The organism is Paraglaciecola sp. (assembly GCF_039964565.1).
GTDB lineage: Bacteria > Pseudomonadota > Gammaproteobacteria > Enterobacterales > Alteromonadaceae > Paraglaciecola.
In genome coordinates this window covers 91,459-107,612 of record NZ_JBDVXF010000021.1, presented here as the reverse complement: position 1 = coordinate 107,612, position 16,154 = coordinate 91,459, and the positions used below count along the sequence as shown (strand labels likewise).

Genomic DNA, 16,154 nt, shown 5'->3' with positions numbered 1-16,154 from the left:
AGATGAGGGGTTGGATATCTCATCTAACTACTGTAATTGATAAAATTTAGTGGCCGTTTTTGACCAAATCTGTTGCTGTTCCAATTCACTGGAATGGGCTAAGAATGCGTCAGTTAAACTGACCCATTCTGTGTAATCTGTGGCTAAATTTAATACCGGCCAGTCGCTACCCCACATCAGCCTCGTAGCACCAAATGAATTTAATAAATGACGCATGTAGGGTACTAAAATATCTAAATTAGGGTTATATCCTGCTTCGGTCACTAAACCTGACAATTTGCAGTACACATTAGGCTTCTCAGCGAGTGCTTGGATGTCTAGCGCCCATTGTTCAAATTCAGCATCTTCGATATTAGGCTTAGCGGCATGGTCGATAACAATTTTAAGTAAGGGATAACGCTTAACCAGTGTTAACAATTGTTTTAGATGCCTGGGTTTAACTAATGCATCAAAGCACAATCCAAGTTCTATCAAGGTAACAAATGCAGGTTCAAGAGCAGGATTCAGCATCCAGTTATCATCCACAATATCTTGGATCATTGGTCTAATACCCTTGAAATAAGGATTTTTCGAAAACCGTGCAAGTTGATAGGGTGCATCTGCTTCTTGCATATTTACCCAACCCACTACGCCGGCAATAAAGTCAGTATTGTTAGCCAGAGACAACATATACTCGGTTTCTGCAATGTCGGGCGCTGCTTGTATTAACACCGTTTTATCAATGCCTGACTTTTTCAGATGAGGACGTAAATCTTCTGGTGAAAAATCTTGGTATATGACGCCCATATCTTCAGTTAACCAGTTGTAATAACCCAGTTCACGTTTCCAAAAATGCTGATGACTATCAACTCGCATGTTCGAGACCGGTTGTTTTTGATTGAGCGGGAACAGGGGCGTCTTTATTCAATAAATTAGCCGCTTTTAAACTTTGCCAAAATTCGTTAGGTATTGATTGATTAAACAGAACGATGGTTTTTTGTATTCTGGATATATTACCTAGGCCAGGAATTACTGATGCTACGCTCGGATGGGCCAGCGGAAACTGTAAAGCAGCGGCGGCTAATGTGACATTATATTCATCGCAGATAGTTTCAATTTTAGAGACTCGTTCAATGATTTCAGCGCAAGCTGGGGCATAGTTATAATTGGCTATGCCTTTACCTCTGACGCCTGTGGCTAGAATACCAGAGTTGTATGGACCACCCACAATGACTGAACAATTACGGGCTTGGCATTTAGGTAAAAAGGTTTCTAAAGACTCTTGCTCTAACAAGCTGTAGCGTCCGGCTAATAAAAAACAATCCCAGTCACCGTGATCCATGGCTTGTTCACAAACTTCATATTCGTTAACGCCTAATCCTATGGCTTTTACCAGACCTTGGCTGCGAAGTTCATCCATTGCCTTATAGCCACCCTGCATGGCGATAGGAAAATGTTTATCGTTCTCTGCGCCATGAGTATCAACACCAATGTCATGCATATAAAGGATATCAATTCTATCTAAACCTAAACGTTGTAGACTGTCTTCGAAAGAGCGCATTATGCCGTCATAACTGTAGTCATAATGAATATCAAAAGGCATAGGTGAGACAAAACCATGACGCTCTTTGGCATAACCTGCGGGTTTGAGTAGGCGACCAGCCTTAGTTGAAAGTATGTATTCCTTGCCTTGTAAAGGGCGTAGCATATCTCCAGTGCGTCTTTCACTTAAACCTTGGCCATAATGAGGTGCGGTATCATAGTGACGAAAACCTGCTTGCCAAGCAGCGTTTAATACTGCTTTAGATTCATCGTCACTGATACTGTGGTATAGGTTGCCAAGAGGGGCACAGCCAAAACCTAAGGTATCCACTTCTAGTTCAGTATTTCCTATTTGTTTTTTGGGTATCTGCTTGTTTATTAGTGGGGAATTTTGCATCGTATTCACTCTATTCATGCTTGACCAAAAATTGCGGTAAGTCTGCGACCGAAGAACAACCTAATTGATTCATAACTTGTTCGAGTTGGATTTTTAAGCAGTTTATAGTATGAACGCCGCCTTTTTCGCCAAGCGCTCCCACACCATATACAAAAGGACGACCTAGAAAGGTAAAATCCGCACCGCAGGCCAAAGCAGAAGCAATGTTAGTCCCAGAGCGTAATCCGCTGTCCATAAATATTTTGATATCTTTGGCGTATTTCGCCGCTGCTTGTTGTAAAGGTGCAACCGGTGATTCACCTACATCCAACTGGCGGGCACCGTGGTTCGACATGACTACGGCATCGGCTCCTAAGGATATAGCCGCAGCAACATCTTCTTGGTTAATTAGGCCCTTAATAACCAAAGGCCCTTGCCAAAAGTCGCGAATAGGTTTGAGTCCGTCAATATCGACTCTGCCCATTACCGTTTTATTCATAAAAGCGGCAAGTTGGTCTGTGGGCATGCCTTTTGGCATATAAGGCTTGAGCGTTTGCATTTCTGGTTTGCCTGCAAGGGCGGTTTTGTAGAACCAACGGGGACAACTTAACATTTGCAATATATTGCTTAGGGTCATTTTAGGCGGCATCGCCAAACCGTTCTTCATATCCCGTGGGCGATAACCAAAAGTCGGTACATCAACGGTCACTACTAAGACTTTATATCCGGCTGCCTTAATACGATTGAGTAAATCTTCTCGAATAACCTTGTCGGTTGGGTTATACAGTTGATACCAAGCTTTGCCTTCAGATATTTCTGCAATGGTTTCTAACTTGGCAGAAGACACAGTACTGAGTACATAAGGAACGTTTAACTCTGCTGCCGCTTTAGCTAAAATTTCTGGCGCTTTAGGCCACATTAACCCTTGTAAACCAATAGGCGCGATGCCAAAAGGGGCGTCATATTTGTGACCAAATAACTCAACTGACATATCCGATTTTTCAAAGGGTTTGAGTAGCTGACTTCGTAACTGTACTGCTTGAATATCTTCACGATTTCGCAACAGTCCAATTTCGTCATGGCAGCCTCCCTCAAGGTAATCAAAGGCAAAGTTTGGTATACGCCGACGCGCTCTTTGTTTTAACGACTTTACATCAGGCAAACGAGGGTCAAAAAAATCTTTCATTAGGAAGCTAACTTATCTACTTTGTTAAGACGCTTTTGCCATTCACTTCCCGTAGGGTAGGTAAAGGCAGCGACACTTTCTTCGAACATTTCAATGCTGTAACCAGGTTTGCTGGGAGCAACATAGGCACCATCTTTAATTGCACATGGGTCAGTAAAATGTTCGTGTAAGTGATCAACAAATTCCACTACGCGATCGGTTAAATCGCCCGAAATATGCACATAGTCAATCATCGAAAGGTGTTGTACATATTCACACAAACCTACACCACCAGCATGAGGGCAAACTGGTTTTTTATATTTAGCCGCCATCATATAAACGGCCAATATTTCATTAACACTTGCAAGTCTACAAGAATCAATCTGTACAATATCGATTGCATCATTGGCAATAAATTGTTTAAACATGATCCTATTATGGCAATGTTCACCCGTTGCCACTTTGATATCGCCAATATTCATTTTAATTTTTTTATGTCCGTAAATATCGTCAGGACTAGTAGGCTCTTCAATAAACCAAGGTTTGACATGGGCAAGTTGGTTGGTCCACTCAATGGCTTCATCCACTTCCCAAATCTGATTGGCATCAATCATTAATTTTGTCTCGTCGCCAATGACTTGTCGGGCAATTTCACAACGTCTTATGTCACTTCTTAGATCTTGGCCTACTTTTAGTTTCACATGTTTGAAGCCTTGCTCAATTGCTTCCTCGCAAAGCCTAGCCAATTTTTCGTCGCTGTAGCCTAACCAACCGGCGGAAGTGGTATAAGAAGGGTAGCCATGTTGTTCTAAATATTGAATGCGTTGCTGCTTGGTAGCATGATTTTTGGTGACCATTTCCAAGGCTTCTTGTTTAGTTATTGCGTCGCTCAGATATCTAAAGTCGATGCAGTTAACAAATTGTTCTGGGCTCATATCAGCTAATAAGCGCCATAAGGGTTTACTCTCTACACGAGCCCACATATCCCAAACTGCGTTAACCACTGCGCCAATCGCCATATGAATCACCCCTTTTTCAGGGCCAAGCCAGCGAAGTTGACTGTCTGAACGCAGGCAATCGTAAAAATGATTTATATCTTTGGTGATATCGTTTAAGTCTTTACCTATTACCATATGTTTAAGGGCTTCAATAGCCACACAACAAATATCGTTGCCTCTACCTATAGTAAAGACTAAACCGTAACCTTTATTACCTTGTTCAGTTTCTAAACATAAATAAGCAGCTGAATAATCGGGATCTTTATTGATTGCATCTGACCCATCCAATGATTCTGAAGTTGGAAAACGAATGTCGTGGGTTTCCAATGAAATGATTTTTTTTGTTTGACTCATAATGGTTTGTATTCATATGTAAAAATTAAACTCGTATATAAAATTAGCCGTTTGTTATCATAATGTCAACGTTTTAGTGAGGGAGCATTCTCGATACTTTTATCTTGTAGTAGCCACTTGTTCTCTTTAAGAATGTAACGCACTATTATGGTTTTACAGTTGCGCCTCAAATACATGCTTAGCATAAAAGGAGTTATTAATGACAAAAAAGGTAGACAAAGAAGAGTCAGGAAAACGTAAAACATACAGTGCACCAGCATTGGAAAAAGGTTTGGATATCATAGAGTTATTGGCTTCAGAAGCAGAAGGTTTAAACATTGGAGAGATAACCACAAAGCTTAATCGCTCGGTCGGGGAGTTGTTTCGAATGTTGGTGGTTCTGCAGCAACGTGGATATGTTTCTTTGGAGCAAGGAACTGACAGGTATACGCTCACACTAAAAATGTTTGGTTTGGCGCATCGTTTTCCACCCGTTAAGAGGTTGACTAGTGTGTCTGCTCCAGTGCTTCGAAGATTGTCTTATGACATTGAGCAATCCTGTCATCTGGTTATTTATTATGAGGGGAAAGGGCATGTAGTGGTGCAGCAAGATTCACCGTCAGCGCGCGTTTTTAGCGTGCGACTAGGGGCGGAGGCTCCCTTGGTGAATACATGTTCAGGACATTTGTTGCTAGCATTTGCCGATGAATATACACGTAAACAAATGTTAAGTCGCATTCCTGCTCATCACGCAAACAAAGAAAAATTTGATGTCGATAAAATGGTAAGAAAGGTATTGAGTCAAGGGTATGAGAGTATTCATAGCGCACAGGCTCAGGGGGTGCAAGATATCGGTTATCCTGTTTTTGATTATCAAGACCAAGCGGTCGCGGCGTTGATTGTACCATTTTTTGAGTATTTAGATGGCTCTCACCAAACAGTGGCAGAAGAAGCTCATAGTATTATCAAACAAGCTGCTAGAGATATTTCTGTCGCTTTAGGATATGACCCAGGTTAATTCAGTCTCTATACTTTCTATCAATATGTTTATTTATTAAAGTTTACTTTTTTCGCCAAGCCTACTCAGCCCTACTTTTAGTTTTATTTGTTAACTATATATTTCAAAAAAATGAGCGGAAACCCATTCGAAGGCCTACTTCTTTCTATTTGCTTTGGATTATATAAAATTTTATTCCATATATGAAATTGTTTGTATTTGTAAAATAAATGTGAGAACGTTGGTTGTGATTTGTAAATTCTGGCGAATATGGTATTCGCCTATTTATGTATGATAGGTCTGCCCACAGTTGCACCGGTAAGCAATTTGCTTTTCTAAATATCAATGGTAAAGACTATCGTTCTGACATGGGCACTGAAGCTTCAGTCTCTACTTTCACTGTGAAGCTGCAGAAAAGACCACTAAAAATACTAGGCTGGTTTGTTAATAATCCTAACTTAAAGTTAAAAACCGATACTTTACCAGCTTTTTATGCATACGTTGAATATCTCAATTAACCCCAATAACAATTAAAAATAAAAACGAAGAATTTAATGACAAATAATAATCGACAGGAAAGTGTGATGTCCAAAACCCCAGTTGTTGCAAAAGAAATGATTGTTCCTTTTATTTTGGTCGCTATGCTTTTCCCACTCTGGGGATTTGCTAATGACGTTACCAATCCCTTAGTGAAAGCTTTTAAAGATATTTTCCTAATCACTAACGCCCAAAGTAGTTTAGTGCAGTTTGCATTCTATTTGGGTTACGGAATTATGGCGTTGCCTGCAGCAATCTTTATTCGTAAATATTCTTACAAATCTGGGATCTTGCTGGGGTTGGCACTTTATGCAGTAGGGGCTTTGTTGTTTATTCCCGCCAGTGTGCAGCAAGAGTTTAACTATTTTTTGGCGGCATTGTGTATTTTGACTTGTGGTTTGGCACTGCTGGAAACCACGGCTAACCCCTATGTTTTGTCGATGGGCGATCCGGCTACCGCCACTAAAAGGCTCAATTTGGCCCAAGCCTTTAATCCTATTGGTTCCCTAACCGGTATGTTTGTCGCGTCAACTGTCATTTTGAATAAACTGCAAGTTGAAGAGTTTCGCGCATCCGAGCGCGCAGCCCATTTGGAGTATGCTGAAATGCTGCCCAGCGTAGTCGATGCTAAATTAACTTCAGCACTAAGAGAGTATTCCATTAGCGATCCAGTTGCACATCAAGCCATGCAAGCTGCCGACTTAATCACTGTTCGCGGTCCTTATATTGCCATTGCTGTTGTGGTGGCTATTCTTTTTTGCTTATTTTTGTTCGTTAAATTACCGCGCACTATCTCTCATGATAATCCACTGACATTGAATGAATTAGTCGCTACCTTTAAACGGTTGTTTAAGAATGGCCGTTATATCGAAGGTGTAGTCGCCCAAGCATTTTACGTTGGTGCGCAAATCATGTGTTGGACCTTTGTTATTCATTATGGCATGACTTCAGTTGGTCTAACTGCATCGCAGGCACAGTCTTATAATATGGTAGCTATGTCGATTTTCTTAGGGAGTCGTTTTATCTGTACTTTTTTATTGGGCTTTTTTCGCCCAGGGCAACTGCTAATGTTATTAGCATTGGGCGGCATTATATTATCTCTCGGCACTATTTTTATCGGCGGAATGTTAGGACTGTACTGCCTGATCGGTATTTCGGCTTGTATGTCTATGATGTTCCCGACTATTTATGGAATAGCTTTAAAAGATCTTGGGGACGATGCCAGTTTAGGTTCTGCGGGACTCGTTATGGCTATTGTAGGTGGAGCGCTGATGCCTCCATTACAAGCAACCATGATTGACAACACTTCGTTTATTGGAGAGATCCCTTCGGTGCAAACATCATTCTTTCTTCCTCTAATTTGTTTTGTTGTGATTAGTCTTTATGGCTATCGTGCGCACAACACCTATCAGGCTTAGTAGCTGATAAATTGGAATTGACGACTATGCCTAAACAACAGCATGTTTTAACCCTTGAATTAAACGATGATCCGGAACTGATCCGCTTGTATGAGCAATACCACCAACCGGGCGCTGTTTGGCCTGAGGTGCTTGAAAGCATTAGAGCGTCTGGGATCGAAAATATGCAAATCTATCGCCTTGGTAGTTTGTTGGTGATGGTTTTGCAAGTTAATGCGGCTTTCAGTTTTGAAGCCAAAAGTGAAGCTGATAAGAATAATCCAAAAGTGCAGGAGTGGGAGACGCTGATGGAGCGTTTTCAAAGAGTGAGCCCAGATCAAAACTCTGCTGGAAAGTGGCATGTCATGGATCAACTATTTCAACTCATTGATCATTGAAACATGCAATTAACTTTATTGAGAGAGAAACTTACGATTGGATTTTTTATCTGATAAAACATTTCATTATTTTTTCAGTTTAGATTGGCAAATTCAAAATATTATTTGTGCAGCAACTATGGCGCAATAAAAAACTGCGGAGTGACGGTTCTTCCTGCAGACAAATGGAATATGCTTTTGAATGGTGTCTAATCAAAACCATGGCAATAAAGTATAATTTCGCTATGTTAAATCTAAATAATTGTAAGCAGTCTTTAGAGAAGTAATAACTCTATTTCTATGCATGCTTTGTAAGTGGTATTGTGCATTGTTAATGAACCTTCAAAAATTCAATAATTCACTTTTTTGTTCGTCACCTATCAATTTTGCGGTTAAAATCTATTGTGTTGTGTTAATTTCGTATGGTCATCTTATACGGCTTTTCATCAAACGGTTATAAAAATTGAATATTGAAGTAATAACAACGTTAGATAGTTCCCAAAAAGCAACTGGGTTTGGCGGTCATTCATCCTGTAATGACATTGTGGCGTCTATACAACGCACCGGACACTCGGTGAAGTTAACTGTATGTGAGTCCGAAGAAGATTTACGTGCTGTGGTGGCTAGGGATCCAGATTTAGTTGTTTTAGCCCAAAAATTTATGGCAATCGATCACGCAGAAGATATTTGGTTTTCTGAGTATTTTTCGAAACATAAAATTACGTTCTCAGGCTCTGACCGTGAAATATTACGGTTCGATACCAATAAAGCCTCTGCAAAAATTCATTTAGCCAATATGCGAATTAAAACGGCTCGACATTTTACTGCTGTCTCTAAGCAGTTTTTGTCACCAAGCTCACTGCCTTTAGACTTTCCTCTATTTATCAAATCGGTTGATGCCTTTAAGAACAACGGTATCGATGAAATGTCTTACGTAAAAAATTTTGCAGCATTTGAAACTAAGGTCAATTCTATATGCTCCCAAAGTGACCAAGTTGCTCTGGTAGAGGAGTATTTGCCAGGGCGTGATTTTACGGTGGCCATTATTTGTAATAGCACCGCGGAAATGACAGTGTCGCCCATGGAGGTGTTGAGACAAGCCAACCAATATTCAAGCGTTAGTCGTTGTATAAAAATAGAAGATCCGGACGTGCGTTATAGAGTAAATGAATTAGCAAAGTCTGCATTTTTAGGACTTGGAATTCGAGACTTTGGTTTGATTGATGTAAGAATGAATAACTATGGCGAATGCTTTTTTATGGACGCTAAACTCGTTCCAAATATGGCAATTGAAACCAGTTATTTTTTGAGAGCATGTGCGATTGCTAACGACTTAAGTTTTGACCAAGTGATTGAGTTGTTGTTAAACGTGCTGTCGAGCAGAGCCAGAGCAGATAAAATTCACAATAAAGTACTTCAACAACGCAGTCTTCATTGGCCACGCGCCTCGGTTTCAAAACTTTTATAATAAAATTACTGATATTGATATCATTTTCAGGAGGAAGGTCTTAAGTGTTGATTGTTGATCAGGTCAGTAAAAACTTTGCGGCATTTCAAGCGTTAGATCAGGTTTCTTTTGAAATGCATAGCGGCGATATTATCGGGCTTCTAGGTAAAAATGGTGCAGGGAAAACCACCTTAATGCGAATTCTAACCTCTTATATCAGTGCCTCCTCTGGCAAAGTCATTATTGATGGTGATGACATGACCAAACATTCCGTGAATATTCGAAGGAAAATTGGTTATCTACCTGAAAAACCACCTCTTTATGCCGATATGACGGTGCAATATTACCTAAAATTTGCTGCTGAAATTAAAGATGTGCCAAAACAGAAACGCCGCTCGCAACTCGCTAAAGTGATTCAAGAGTGTGACTTAGAGCAGGTTAAACATAAAACCATTGGTACTTTGTCTAAAGGATTCAAACAACGCGTTGGTATTGCTCAGGCAATTATTCACGAGCCTAAGTTACTCATTTTAGATGAACCTACAAGTGGCCTCGACCCAATGCAAATTCAACAGGTATTAGCGTTGATTAAAAATCAGCAAGACCAGAGAACCGTATTATTGAGCACCCACACGTTGACTGAAATTGAGCAAGTAGCAAAACGAGTGATACTGCTCAAAGCAGGACAGATAGTGTTTGATAAGCCACTTGATGAACTACTAAATGTTTCAAACTCCAATCAAGTACAACCTTTGACTTTAGAACAGGTTTTCATAAACCATCACCAACAGCCACCTCGCGAGTCGCAAGCTTTGGAAAGCCGATGAGTAAAATTGTTGCTTTAATTAAAAAGGAATTGCACGGCTATTTTAGCTCACCTATTGCTTACATTATTTTAATTTTGATGTTGTCTTTATTTAATGTGTTCTTCTTTTTAGTCATAGATCAAAACCGAGAAGTGTCCCTTAGAGATGTATTCCAATTGATGGAATTTATGTTGGTGTTTTTTATCCCACTTCTAACAATGCGACTATTTTCAGAAGAAAAAGCCAATGGCACCATGGAGTTTTTGCAAACCGCGCCTTTAACACAGAGCATGATAGTGTTGGGTAAGTATTTCAGTATGCTTATATTTTATTCGTTGCTGATTGCATTGACTCTTAGTTATTACTTCATCGTTGAATATTTTGGTGATCCAGATCCACTTGGGATGTTATCTGGTTATTTAGGGATTTGGCTAGAAGGCGCTTTTTTTATTGCCGTAGGTTTGCTGGCGTCGTCTTGGACGTCCAATCAAATCATTGCGGCAATGGTGTCTTATTTGATTCTATTTTCATTGTATTTCTCTACAAGTTTTGCTCAATATTTAAATGGTTCTGCCGAGCAATTTCTTTTGCAAATGAGTACCCACACACACTTAGAAAATTTCGCAATAGGCATCATTACACCAAGTGATGTGGTTTATTATTTGTCTGGCATTGTGTGTTGTTTGGCGATGACTAGATTGAGCATAGACAGCAGGTTGTGGCATTAATGAAACCTTACCTTTTATCTTTAAGCTGCGGCGTAGCGCTTTTTGTCCTCTCCCTTGGCTTAGGCATTTTTTTTGTCGAACAACAATTTAGTTATTTGGCTTGCTTGCTCACATTGTTAGGCGCTATCGCTTTTAGTGTACAGCTTCGATTGATTACAAAACGTAACCTTAAAGTAGGCGCGTCTCCAGGCTTAAAGCGTGTCTTGATTGTAGAGCGCGGGAGAAAACTATTTTTCATAATTAGTGCCGTGATTGTTAGCACCGCTTTTATTAGTTTGAGTCATTACTTGGCTAATCTATCGAACGTTAGATGGGACGTTACAGAATACAAACAACACACTTTATCTAATAACACCATGGAGTATATTGGTGCGTTAACTACAGAGGTGAAATTAACTGCGTTTTACGTTGGTATGCCACCGAAATATCTTCAAGATATATTGGCTGAATATGAAAGAGTGTCGGGCGGAATGATTAAAACAGAAATTGTCGACCCTGTTGAACAAATTGCTTACGCGGCAACCTTTGGTAACGCCATTAACGCAGATGAACGCAAAGTGATAGTGCAATCTTTAGGTAACCGTAAAGAGGTTGATTTTAGTTTAAAAGCCTTGTCTGAAGATCAATTAACGAATGCGATTGCGGGTGTTAGCAGAGCGCCCAGAACCGTTTACTTTTTAGCTGGGCACGGCGAGTATTTGACTTCAAATGACGAAAACACTGGTTTATCTAAGTTTAAACAGTTGTTGTCAGATAATAATATCCACAGTAATACTTTGATGTTGGGTATCACTCAATCTATCCCCGAAGATTGTGATGTGTTGATTATTGCTGGCCCTAGAAGCCAACTAAGTCAACAAGAAGAAACATTAATAGCTGATTACCTAACCAAAGGTGGTGATGCGTTGTTTCTTATTGAGCACACGTTAATTTCTTCGCCAGATAATCCGTTAAGTGCAGAACAATTACAAAAAAATCCTAGTTTAAACGGCATTCTCAATCAATGGGGACTGGATATTCAATCTGATATTGTGGTGGACTTTACCAATCACGTAGGCGGAGATGTAGGAACCCCTGCAACTAAAAATTACCAAAAGCATAAAGCGATAACCGAAGGTTTAGATTACACCTTTTTTGTGCGCCCTAGATCTATTCGTTTATTGCATCAGCGTCGCTCCAGCATAAAACACGCAATCATCGCCTCCACTGCATCGACTGAAAATAGTTGGGCCGAAACCAATCGAATGTTAGATATTCAATATGATCCGCATACCGATACACTTGGCCCAGTACCTTTCTCGTATGTCGTCATTGACGAAAAAAACGCGGAAGATCAACAAATTCCAAAACCTTCTGATACGCGGTTAATTGTATTCACCGACGCAGATTTCTTAACTAACGTTTATATTAATCAATACAGCAACGGGCAATTAGCGCTTAATTTAGTTAACTGGTTAGCAGAATTAGATTATAAAACCTTTGTTAGCGCTAAAGAAATAAAAGTTGAACGCCTAGATTTAACCAGCAAACAAAAACGTCAGGTGATAGTGGTATTGTTTTTATTACCTTTTTTATTGGTTATTGCTGGGTTTGTGGTGTGGTTGAAAAACCATAGATAGCGCTCAACCACTTCCTTTAGCTTGTTTAAAAAGCGTACTAGGCTCTAGGCTACTGTAAGAAAGGTTATTCTGGTTAAATCGCAGTGCAACCTTGAGGGTAGGAGGATTCGGTCGATTTTTTCGGTGGCGCCGGTGTGACTCTGTTTTCACTGATGAGCTGTTCGAAAGCGGCTTGTTGAAGCATTTTTATTTGATGTTGAGCCATGCCAAGCTCGAAACCTGAGCATTCGTTTTCGCCTAACGAGCGTGGGTCTAACCCAGTCAAATTTCCGAACGCCATCAAAGCATGTAAATAATAGCCATAATTGCTGCCATGGTAATGATCCCAAGTCCACAAACTCACTTTTCCAAACTCAATGCCATCATAAGGATTAGGATCAGCAATACCAATTTTCATCGCTTGATTCCAGGCTTGACCAACAGCGTTAACCCCTTTAACAAAAGGTGTTTGTGCCGCTTGGTCGTAACCAGCGCGAACATCTAAAGCCATTTTTTCGATAGGGGTGCCAGACCAATGGCGGTCTGCCTTGTAAATTAAGTCAGGTCGTGACCAGGTGGCGGTTATATACACTTCTACCTTTGGATTGAGACTGTGTAAAAATTCTGCCAATTTAGCGGTCGATTGCACCAGCGCAGTGGATACACCGGGATTTTCACTATCCATAGTACTGTAGCTATGCATGACAACCTGATCCCAAGGTTTTTTGCCTATTACCTTTAACTTGTTCTCTAAGTGATAATTAAAATCACTGCCCCCACGAGTTTCTAAGTATACGTCGTAATTTAGCCCTGCTTGTTTGGTGAAAGATTTAAACAGTGCGGGCACTCCGCCAATTGATTCATTGTTTAAATCTGTGACCGAGTCCGCTCGGTAATGTTTAGTTGCAGAGCCATAGCCGAAAGTAAAACTATTGCCTATAAATAACACGCTGGTTGCAGCACTTACAAAAGCATGGTTAAACATAAGAACAAAAGCGAAAAGGATAGTAATCAATGGTTTCATTGTTAGCTCTCTGGATAATTTTATCGAATGAGAATAACGAGTTAAACCAATTAACACAACGAGAGCATTGATATTGTCGCGCTCACTCATCAAAAATAAGAAGAAAATAAGTGTTTACGGATAGGTATTGTATGAAGCTGGAAATACGTCGTTGTTGATTTCACTTTAGGAGGGGGGGTACGGTGTTGATAATTGCAAAGAAGATCCCGTTGTTTGTGACAAAGGCTGAAGCTCTGTAAACAGTGCATAAAATATCCAATCCTTTTTCTGGTTTATAGCCGACCATATCAGAGGATGATTTTAATCAATTTCCATTCGAGCGTATTATTCTTTTTATAGCGATTACAAAGGAACCCTTTCATGGCTGTTACAACGCAAGCACAGAACTTAACTGATTATGTTGGAAAATCAACGGGAGTGTCACAATGGTTTACCATTACTCAAGATCAAATTGATAGCTTTGCCGATGCTACCCACGATCATCAGTTTATTCATATAGATCCAATTAAAGCTAAAGAAACGCCTTTTGGCAGTACTATTGCCCATGGTTTTTTATCTCTTTCAATGTTGTCGGCCATTGCCTATGACGCAGGGATCCATTTAGAAAATGCCGTGATGGGACTGAATTATGGCTTTGATAAAATCAGATTCTTACAGCCAGTAAAAGTGAACAGTAAAATTCGCGGGCATATGGTGTTGGCCAATGTGCTTGAAAAAAGACCTGGGCAATTCCTTCTAACATGGGATATCACAGTCGAAATTGATTCTGAAGACAAACCCGCATTAACCGCACAGTGGTTAACAATGACAATCGTTACCCCATAAACTTAGAGAAATTCGATTATTTTCACAATTTATAATTTGAGGACGTTATGACAATTAGATTCGACAATCAGGTAGCAATAGTGACGGGCGCAGGCGCAGGTTTAGGGCGCTCTCATGCATTAGCGTTAGCGGCACGAGGAGCAAAAGTGGTTGTCAATGACTTGGCTTCAGCAGAGGGTGAAATATCTGAAGGTTCGTTAGCTGTAGTGGCCGAAATCGAGAAGGCTGGTGGAGAAGCGATAGCAAATGGTGCCAACGTGGCTGATATGCAACAAGTGCAAAGCATGGTCGCTCAGGCCATGGAAAAATGGGGCCGCATTGATATTTTAGTCAATAACGCCGGAATATTAAGAGATAAGTCTTTTTCTAATATGCCAATCGAAGATTTTAAACTGGTTGTTGATGTGCATCTTATGGGCTCGGTTAACTGCACTAAAGCAGTATGGGGCATCATGAAACAACAAAACTATGGTCGTATCGTCATGACTACCTCATCTTCGGGATTATACGGTAACTTCGGTCAGGCAAATTACGGTGCCGCCAAAATGGCAGTCGTGGGCCTAATGAACACTTTATGCATCGAAGGGCAAAAAAATAATATTCAGGTTAATTGCCTGTCTCCTACAGCGCGTACAGCAATGACCGAAGAACTCATTGAAGATAAACGTGTTTTGGAACTTATGACAGTGGAATCGGTTACCACTGGCTTATTAGTTTTAGTGTCAGAAAATGCGCCGAATCGCACTATTCTAGGTTGCGGGGCAGGGGGCTATGCCAGAGCTGTAATCACAGAAACCGATGGTATTTATTTATCCCCTGAACAACAAACACCAGAAAATTTATTAGCAAAATGGGCAGCACTTGATGACCAAAGTAACGCCGAAGAACTTAAAGCAGGCTGGATGCAAACCAATAAATATGTGACTAAAGCGGCTGCTTCATTAGGTGTTGATTTAAGCGCCAAATAACGGGGTGCAATTGCTTGATAACAATAGGCTAATGCCAAAAATATCAACATGTGCGAGCGTTAATACGTATCAATAATATTTAACGTAATCGGGCAAGTTATTAATATCAGATGCTTTAAAAACGCATTTTTGAACAATAGGGATCGTAAATGAATAATTTTTTTTCTGTAGCGGGTAAAGTGGCTGTGGTTACAGGTGGGTCAAGCGGAATAGGTGCAATGATCGCCCGTGGTTTTGTTGAGAATGGAGTCAAGACCTATATTACCGCACGTAAACCTGAGCAATTACAACAATGTGCCGCTGAACTATCGGTTTTGGGTGAGTGTATCGCCATTCAATCCGATCTATCAACTATGGCGGGTGTGGATGCTTTTGCAGATGAGATGCTTAAACGAGAGCCAAAAATAGACATACTCATTAATAATGCAGGTGCAACCTGGGGAGCGCCCGTTGAGGAATTTCCAGAAGCAGGTTGGGATAAGGTTATGGATTTAAACGTGAAGTCTATTTTCTTTTTAAGCAAACGTTTATTACCGGCATTACGCTTAGCTGGAAACGCTGATGAGCCATCACGAGTAGTGAATATTGCCTCGGTTAATGGGATCACCCATCCCCGCATGAACAATTATTCTTATTCGGCTAGTAAAGCAGCAGTGATTCAAATGACCCGTCACATGGCGGCAGACCTTCGTCCTAGTCATGTCAATATCAATGGTATCGCGCCCGGATTTTTCCCCAGTAAAATGACAAAACATATCATGGATCATGAGCAAGAGATTGCAAATGGTTTGCCTGCGCGTAAAACCGGTGAACTGGCTGATATTGCTGGCACGGCTATTTATCTTTGTTCCCGTGCGAGTAATTACGTATGTGGTCACACTGTTGTATTAGATGGCGGACAAGTGGCAAATGCAGGTTAGATAAGTAAAACAAGTTATTAGGTTGCTTTTATCTCTTAGAATAAATGTATATTTCTTTTCATGATTAAAAAATCACATACAAGGGAAAAACCTTAGTTTGCCCTTGTATGTGTTTAGTTCGCTACTCATTAAACCCT

At 40.4% G+C, this 16,154-nt stretch carries 16 protein-coding genes; 11 read left to right on the top strand and 5 right to left on the bottom strand.

The window, feature by feature from the left end:
* Positions 1-27 precede the first annotated feature (27 nt).
* From ABJK37_RS08880 to ABJK37_RS08865, 4 genes are read right to left on the bottom strand one after another with little or no spacing between them, the layout of a single operon-like run.
* Positions 28-855 (bottom strand): amidohydrolase family protein, encoded by an 828-nt coding sequence (locus ABJK37_RS08880; RefSeq protein ID WP_348352198.1) that lies wholly within the window; start codon positions 853-855, stop codon positions 28-30.
* On the bottom strand, positions 845-1,918 hold the full coding sequence (locus ABJK37_RS08875; protein WP_348352196.1) for an aldo/keto reductase: 1,074 nt from the start codon (positions 1,916-1,918) through the stop codon (positions 845-847). The genes ABJK37_RS08880 and ABJK37_RS08875 overlap by 11 nt, the downstream gene beginning before the upstream one ends.
* A 10-nt stretch (positions 1,919-1,928) precedes the next feature.
* Complete coding sequence (locus tag ABJK37_RS08870) at positions 1,929-3,083, bottom strand: alpha-hydroxy acid oxidase (RefSeq protein ID WP_348352194.1); 1,155 nt, start codon at positions 3,081-3,083, stop codon at positions 1,929-1,931.
* On the bottom strand, positions 3,083-4,414 hold the full coding sequence (locus ABJK37_RS08865; RefSeq protein ID WP_348352192.1) for an L-fuconate dehydratase: 1,332 nt from the start codon (positions 4,412-4,414) through the stop codon (positions 3,083-3,085). Before ABJK37_RS08865 ends, ABJK37_RS08870 begins: the two co-directional genes overlap by 1 nt.
* A gap of 199 nt (positions 4,415-4,613) precedes the next feature.
* On the opposite strand from ABJK37_RS08865, the gene ABJK37_RS08860 reads away from it, so the two are divergent.
* From ABJK37_RS08860 to ABJK37_RS08825, 8 genes are all read left to right on the top strand, one after another.
* Complete coding sequence (locus ABJK37_RS08860) at positions 4,614-5,411, top strand: IclR family transcriptional regulator (RefSeq protein ID WP_348352190.1); 798 nt, start codon at positions 4,614-4,616, stop codon at positions 5,409-5,411.
* 266 nt (positions 5,412-5,677) lie between these two features.
* Complete coding sequence (locus tag ABJK37_RS08855; protein WP_348352188.1) at positions 5,678-5,908, top strand: hypothetical protein; 231 nt, start codon at positions 5,678-5,680, stop codon at positions 5,906-5,908.
* A gap of 66 nt (positions 5,909-5,974) precedes the next feature.
* A complete protein-coding gene (gene fucP / locus ABJK37_RS08850) occupies positions 5,975-7,345 on the top strand; it encodes an L-fucose:H+ symporter permease (RefSeq protein ID WP_348352186.1) in 1,371 nt (456 codons plus the stop codon).
* 26 nt (positions 7,346-7,371) lie between these two features.
* Positions 7,372-7,722: an L-rhamnose mutarotase gene (locus tag ABJK37_RS08845; protein ID WP_348352184.1), complete on the top strand. Its 351-nt coding sequence runs from the start codon at positions 7,372-7,374 to the stop codon at positions 7,720-7,722.
* A gap of 442 nt (positions 7,723-8,164) precedes the next feature.
* Positions 8,165-9,169: a D-alanine--D-alanine ligase gene (locus ABJK37_RS08840; RefSeq protein ID WP_348352182.1), complete on the top strand. Its 1,005-nt coding sequence runs from the start codon at positions 8,165-8,167 to the stop codon at positions 9,167-9,169.
* Positions 9,170-9,213: 44 nt separating this feature from the next.
* Positions 9,214-9,975 carry an ABC transporter ATP-binding protein gene (locus tag ABJK37_RS08835; RefSeq protein WP_348352180.1) on the top strand — a complete coding sequence of 254 codons (762 nt, stop codon included), beginning with the start codon at positions 9,214-9,216 and terminating at the stop codon, positions 9,973-9,975.
* A complete protein-coding gene (locus ABJK37_RS08830) occupies positions 9,972-10,682 on the top strand; it encodes an ABC transporter permease subunit (protein WP_348352178.1) in 711 nt (236 codons plus the stop codon). Before ABJK37_RS08835 ends, ABJK37_RS08830 begins: the two co-directional genes overlap by 4 nt.
* A complete protein-coding gene (locus ABJK37_RS08825; protein WP_348352176.1) occupies positions 10,682-12,301 on the top strand; it encodes a GldG family protein in 1,620 nt (539 codons plus the stop codon). The genes ABJK37_RS08830 and ABJK37_RS08825 overlap by 1 nt, the downstream gene beginning before the upstream one ends.
* Positions 12,302-12,374: 73 nt before the next feature.
* Here the strand turns inward: ABJK37_RS08825 and ABJK37_RS08820 are convergent, their stop codons facing one another.
* Positions 12,375-13,304 (bottom strand): PEP-CTERM sorting domain-containing protein, encoded by a 930-nt coding sequence (locus ABJK37_RS08820; RefSeq protein WP_348352174.1) that lies wholly within the window; start codon positions 13,302-13,304, stop codon positions 12,375-12,377.
* A gap of 360 nt (positions 13,305-13,664) precedes the next feature.
* Here ABJK37_RS08820 and ABJK37_RS08815 point away from each other — a divergent pair, with 360 nt between their 5' ends.
* The 3 genes from ABJK37_RS08815 to ABJK37_RS08805 all read left to right on the top strand — a co-directional run bounded on the left by ABJK37_RS08815 (position 13,665) and on the right by ABJK37_RS08805 (position 16,017).
* The gene (locus ABJK37_RS08815) at positions 13,665-14,129 is read left to right on the top strand and encodes a MaoC family dehydratase (protein ID WP_348352172.1); all 465 of its coding nucleotides are present in this window, start codon (positions 13,665-13,667) and stop codon (positions 14,127-14,129) included.
* Positions 14,130-14,176: 47 nt separating this feature from the next.
* Positions 14,177-15,097 carry an SDR family NAD(P)-dependent oxidoreductase gene (locus tag ABJK37_RS08810; protein ID WP_348352170.1) on the top strand — a complete coding sequence of 307 codons (921 nt, stop codon included), beginning with the start codon at positions 14,177-14,179 and terminating at the stop codon, positions 15,095-15,097.
* Positions 15,098-15,246: 149 nt separating this feature from the next.
* On the top strand, positions 15,247-16,017 hold the full coding sequence (locus tag ABJK37_RS08805) for an SDR family NAD(P)-dependent oxidoreductase (protein WP_348352168.1): 771 nt from the start codon (positions 15,247-15,249) through the stop codon (positions 16,015-16,017).
* The last annotated feature ends 137 nt before the right edge of the window (positions 16,018-16,154 follow it).

Excerpts from the sequence above, each read along its gene's own strand:
- ABJK37_RS08820 (WP_348352174.1), bottom strand. The coding sequence starts at position 13,304 with ATGAAACCATTGATTACTATCCTTTTCGCTTTTGTTCTTATGTTTAAC.
- ABJK37_RS08815 (WP_348352172.1), top strand. The coding sequence starts at position 13,665 with ATGGCTGTTACAACGCAAGCACAGAACTTAACTGATTATGTTGGAAAA.
- fucP (WP_348352186.1), top strand. The coding sequence starts at position 5,975 with ATGTCCAAAACCCCAGTTGTTGCAAAAGAAATGATTGTTCCTTTTATT.
- ABJK37_RS08860 (WP_348352190.1), top strand. The coding sequence starts at position 4,614 with ATGACAAAAAAGGTAGACAAAGAAGAGTCAGGAAAACGTAAAACATAC.
- ABJK37_RS08805 (WP_348352168.1), top strand. The coding sequence starts at position 15,247 with ATGAATAATTTTTTTTCTGTAGCGGGTAAAGTGGCTGTGGTTACAGGT.
- ABJK37_RS08855 (WP_348352188.1), top strand. The coding sequence starts at position 5,678 with ATGTATGATAGGTCTGCCCACAGTTGCACCGGTAAGCAATTTGCTTTT.
- ABJK37_RS08875 (WP_348352196.1), bottom strand. The coding sequence starts at position 1,918 with ATGCAAAATTCCCCACTAATAAACAAGCAGATACCCAAAAAACAAATA.
- ABJK37_RS08870 (WP_348352194.1), bottom strand. The coding sequence starts at position 3,083 with ATGAAAGATTTTTTTGACCCTCGTTTGCCTGATGTAAAGTCGTTAAAA.
- ABJK37_RS08825 (WP_348352176.1), top strand. The coding sequence starts at position 10,682 with ATGAAACCTTACCTTTTATCTTTAAGCTGCGGCGTAGCGCTTTTTGTC.
- ABJK37_RS08810 (WP_348352170.1), top strand. The coding sequence starts at position 14,177 with ATGACAATTAGATTCGACAATCAGGTAGCAATAGTGACGGGCGCAGGC.
- ABJK37_RS08845 (WP_348352184.1), top strand. The coding sequence starts at position 7,372 with ATGCCTAAACAACAGCATGTTTTAACCCTTGAATTAAACGATGATCCG.
- ABJK37_RS08880 (WP_348352198.1), bottom strand. The coding sequence starts at position 855 with ATGCGAGTTGATAGTCATCAGCATTTTTGGAAACGTGAACTGGGTTAT.
- ABJK37_RS08830 (WP_348352178.1), top strand. The coding sequence starts at position 9,972 with ATGAGTAAAATTGTTGCTTTAATTAAAAAGGAATTGCACGGCTATTTT.
- ABJK37_RS08865 (WP_348352192.1), bottom strand. The coding sequence starts at position 4,414 with ATGAGTCAAACAAAAAAAATCATTTCATTGGAAACCCACGACATTCGT.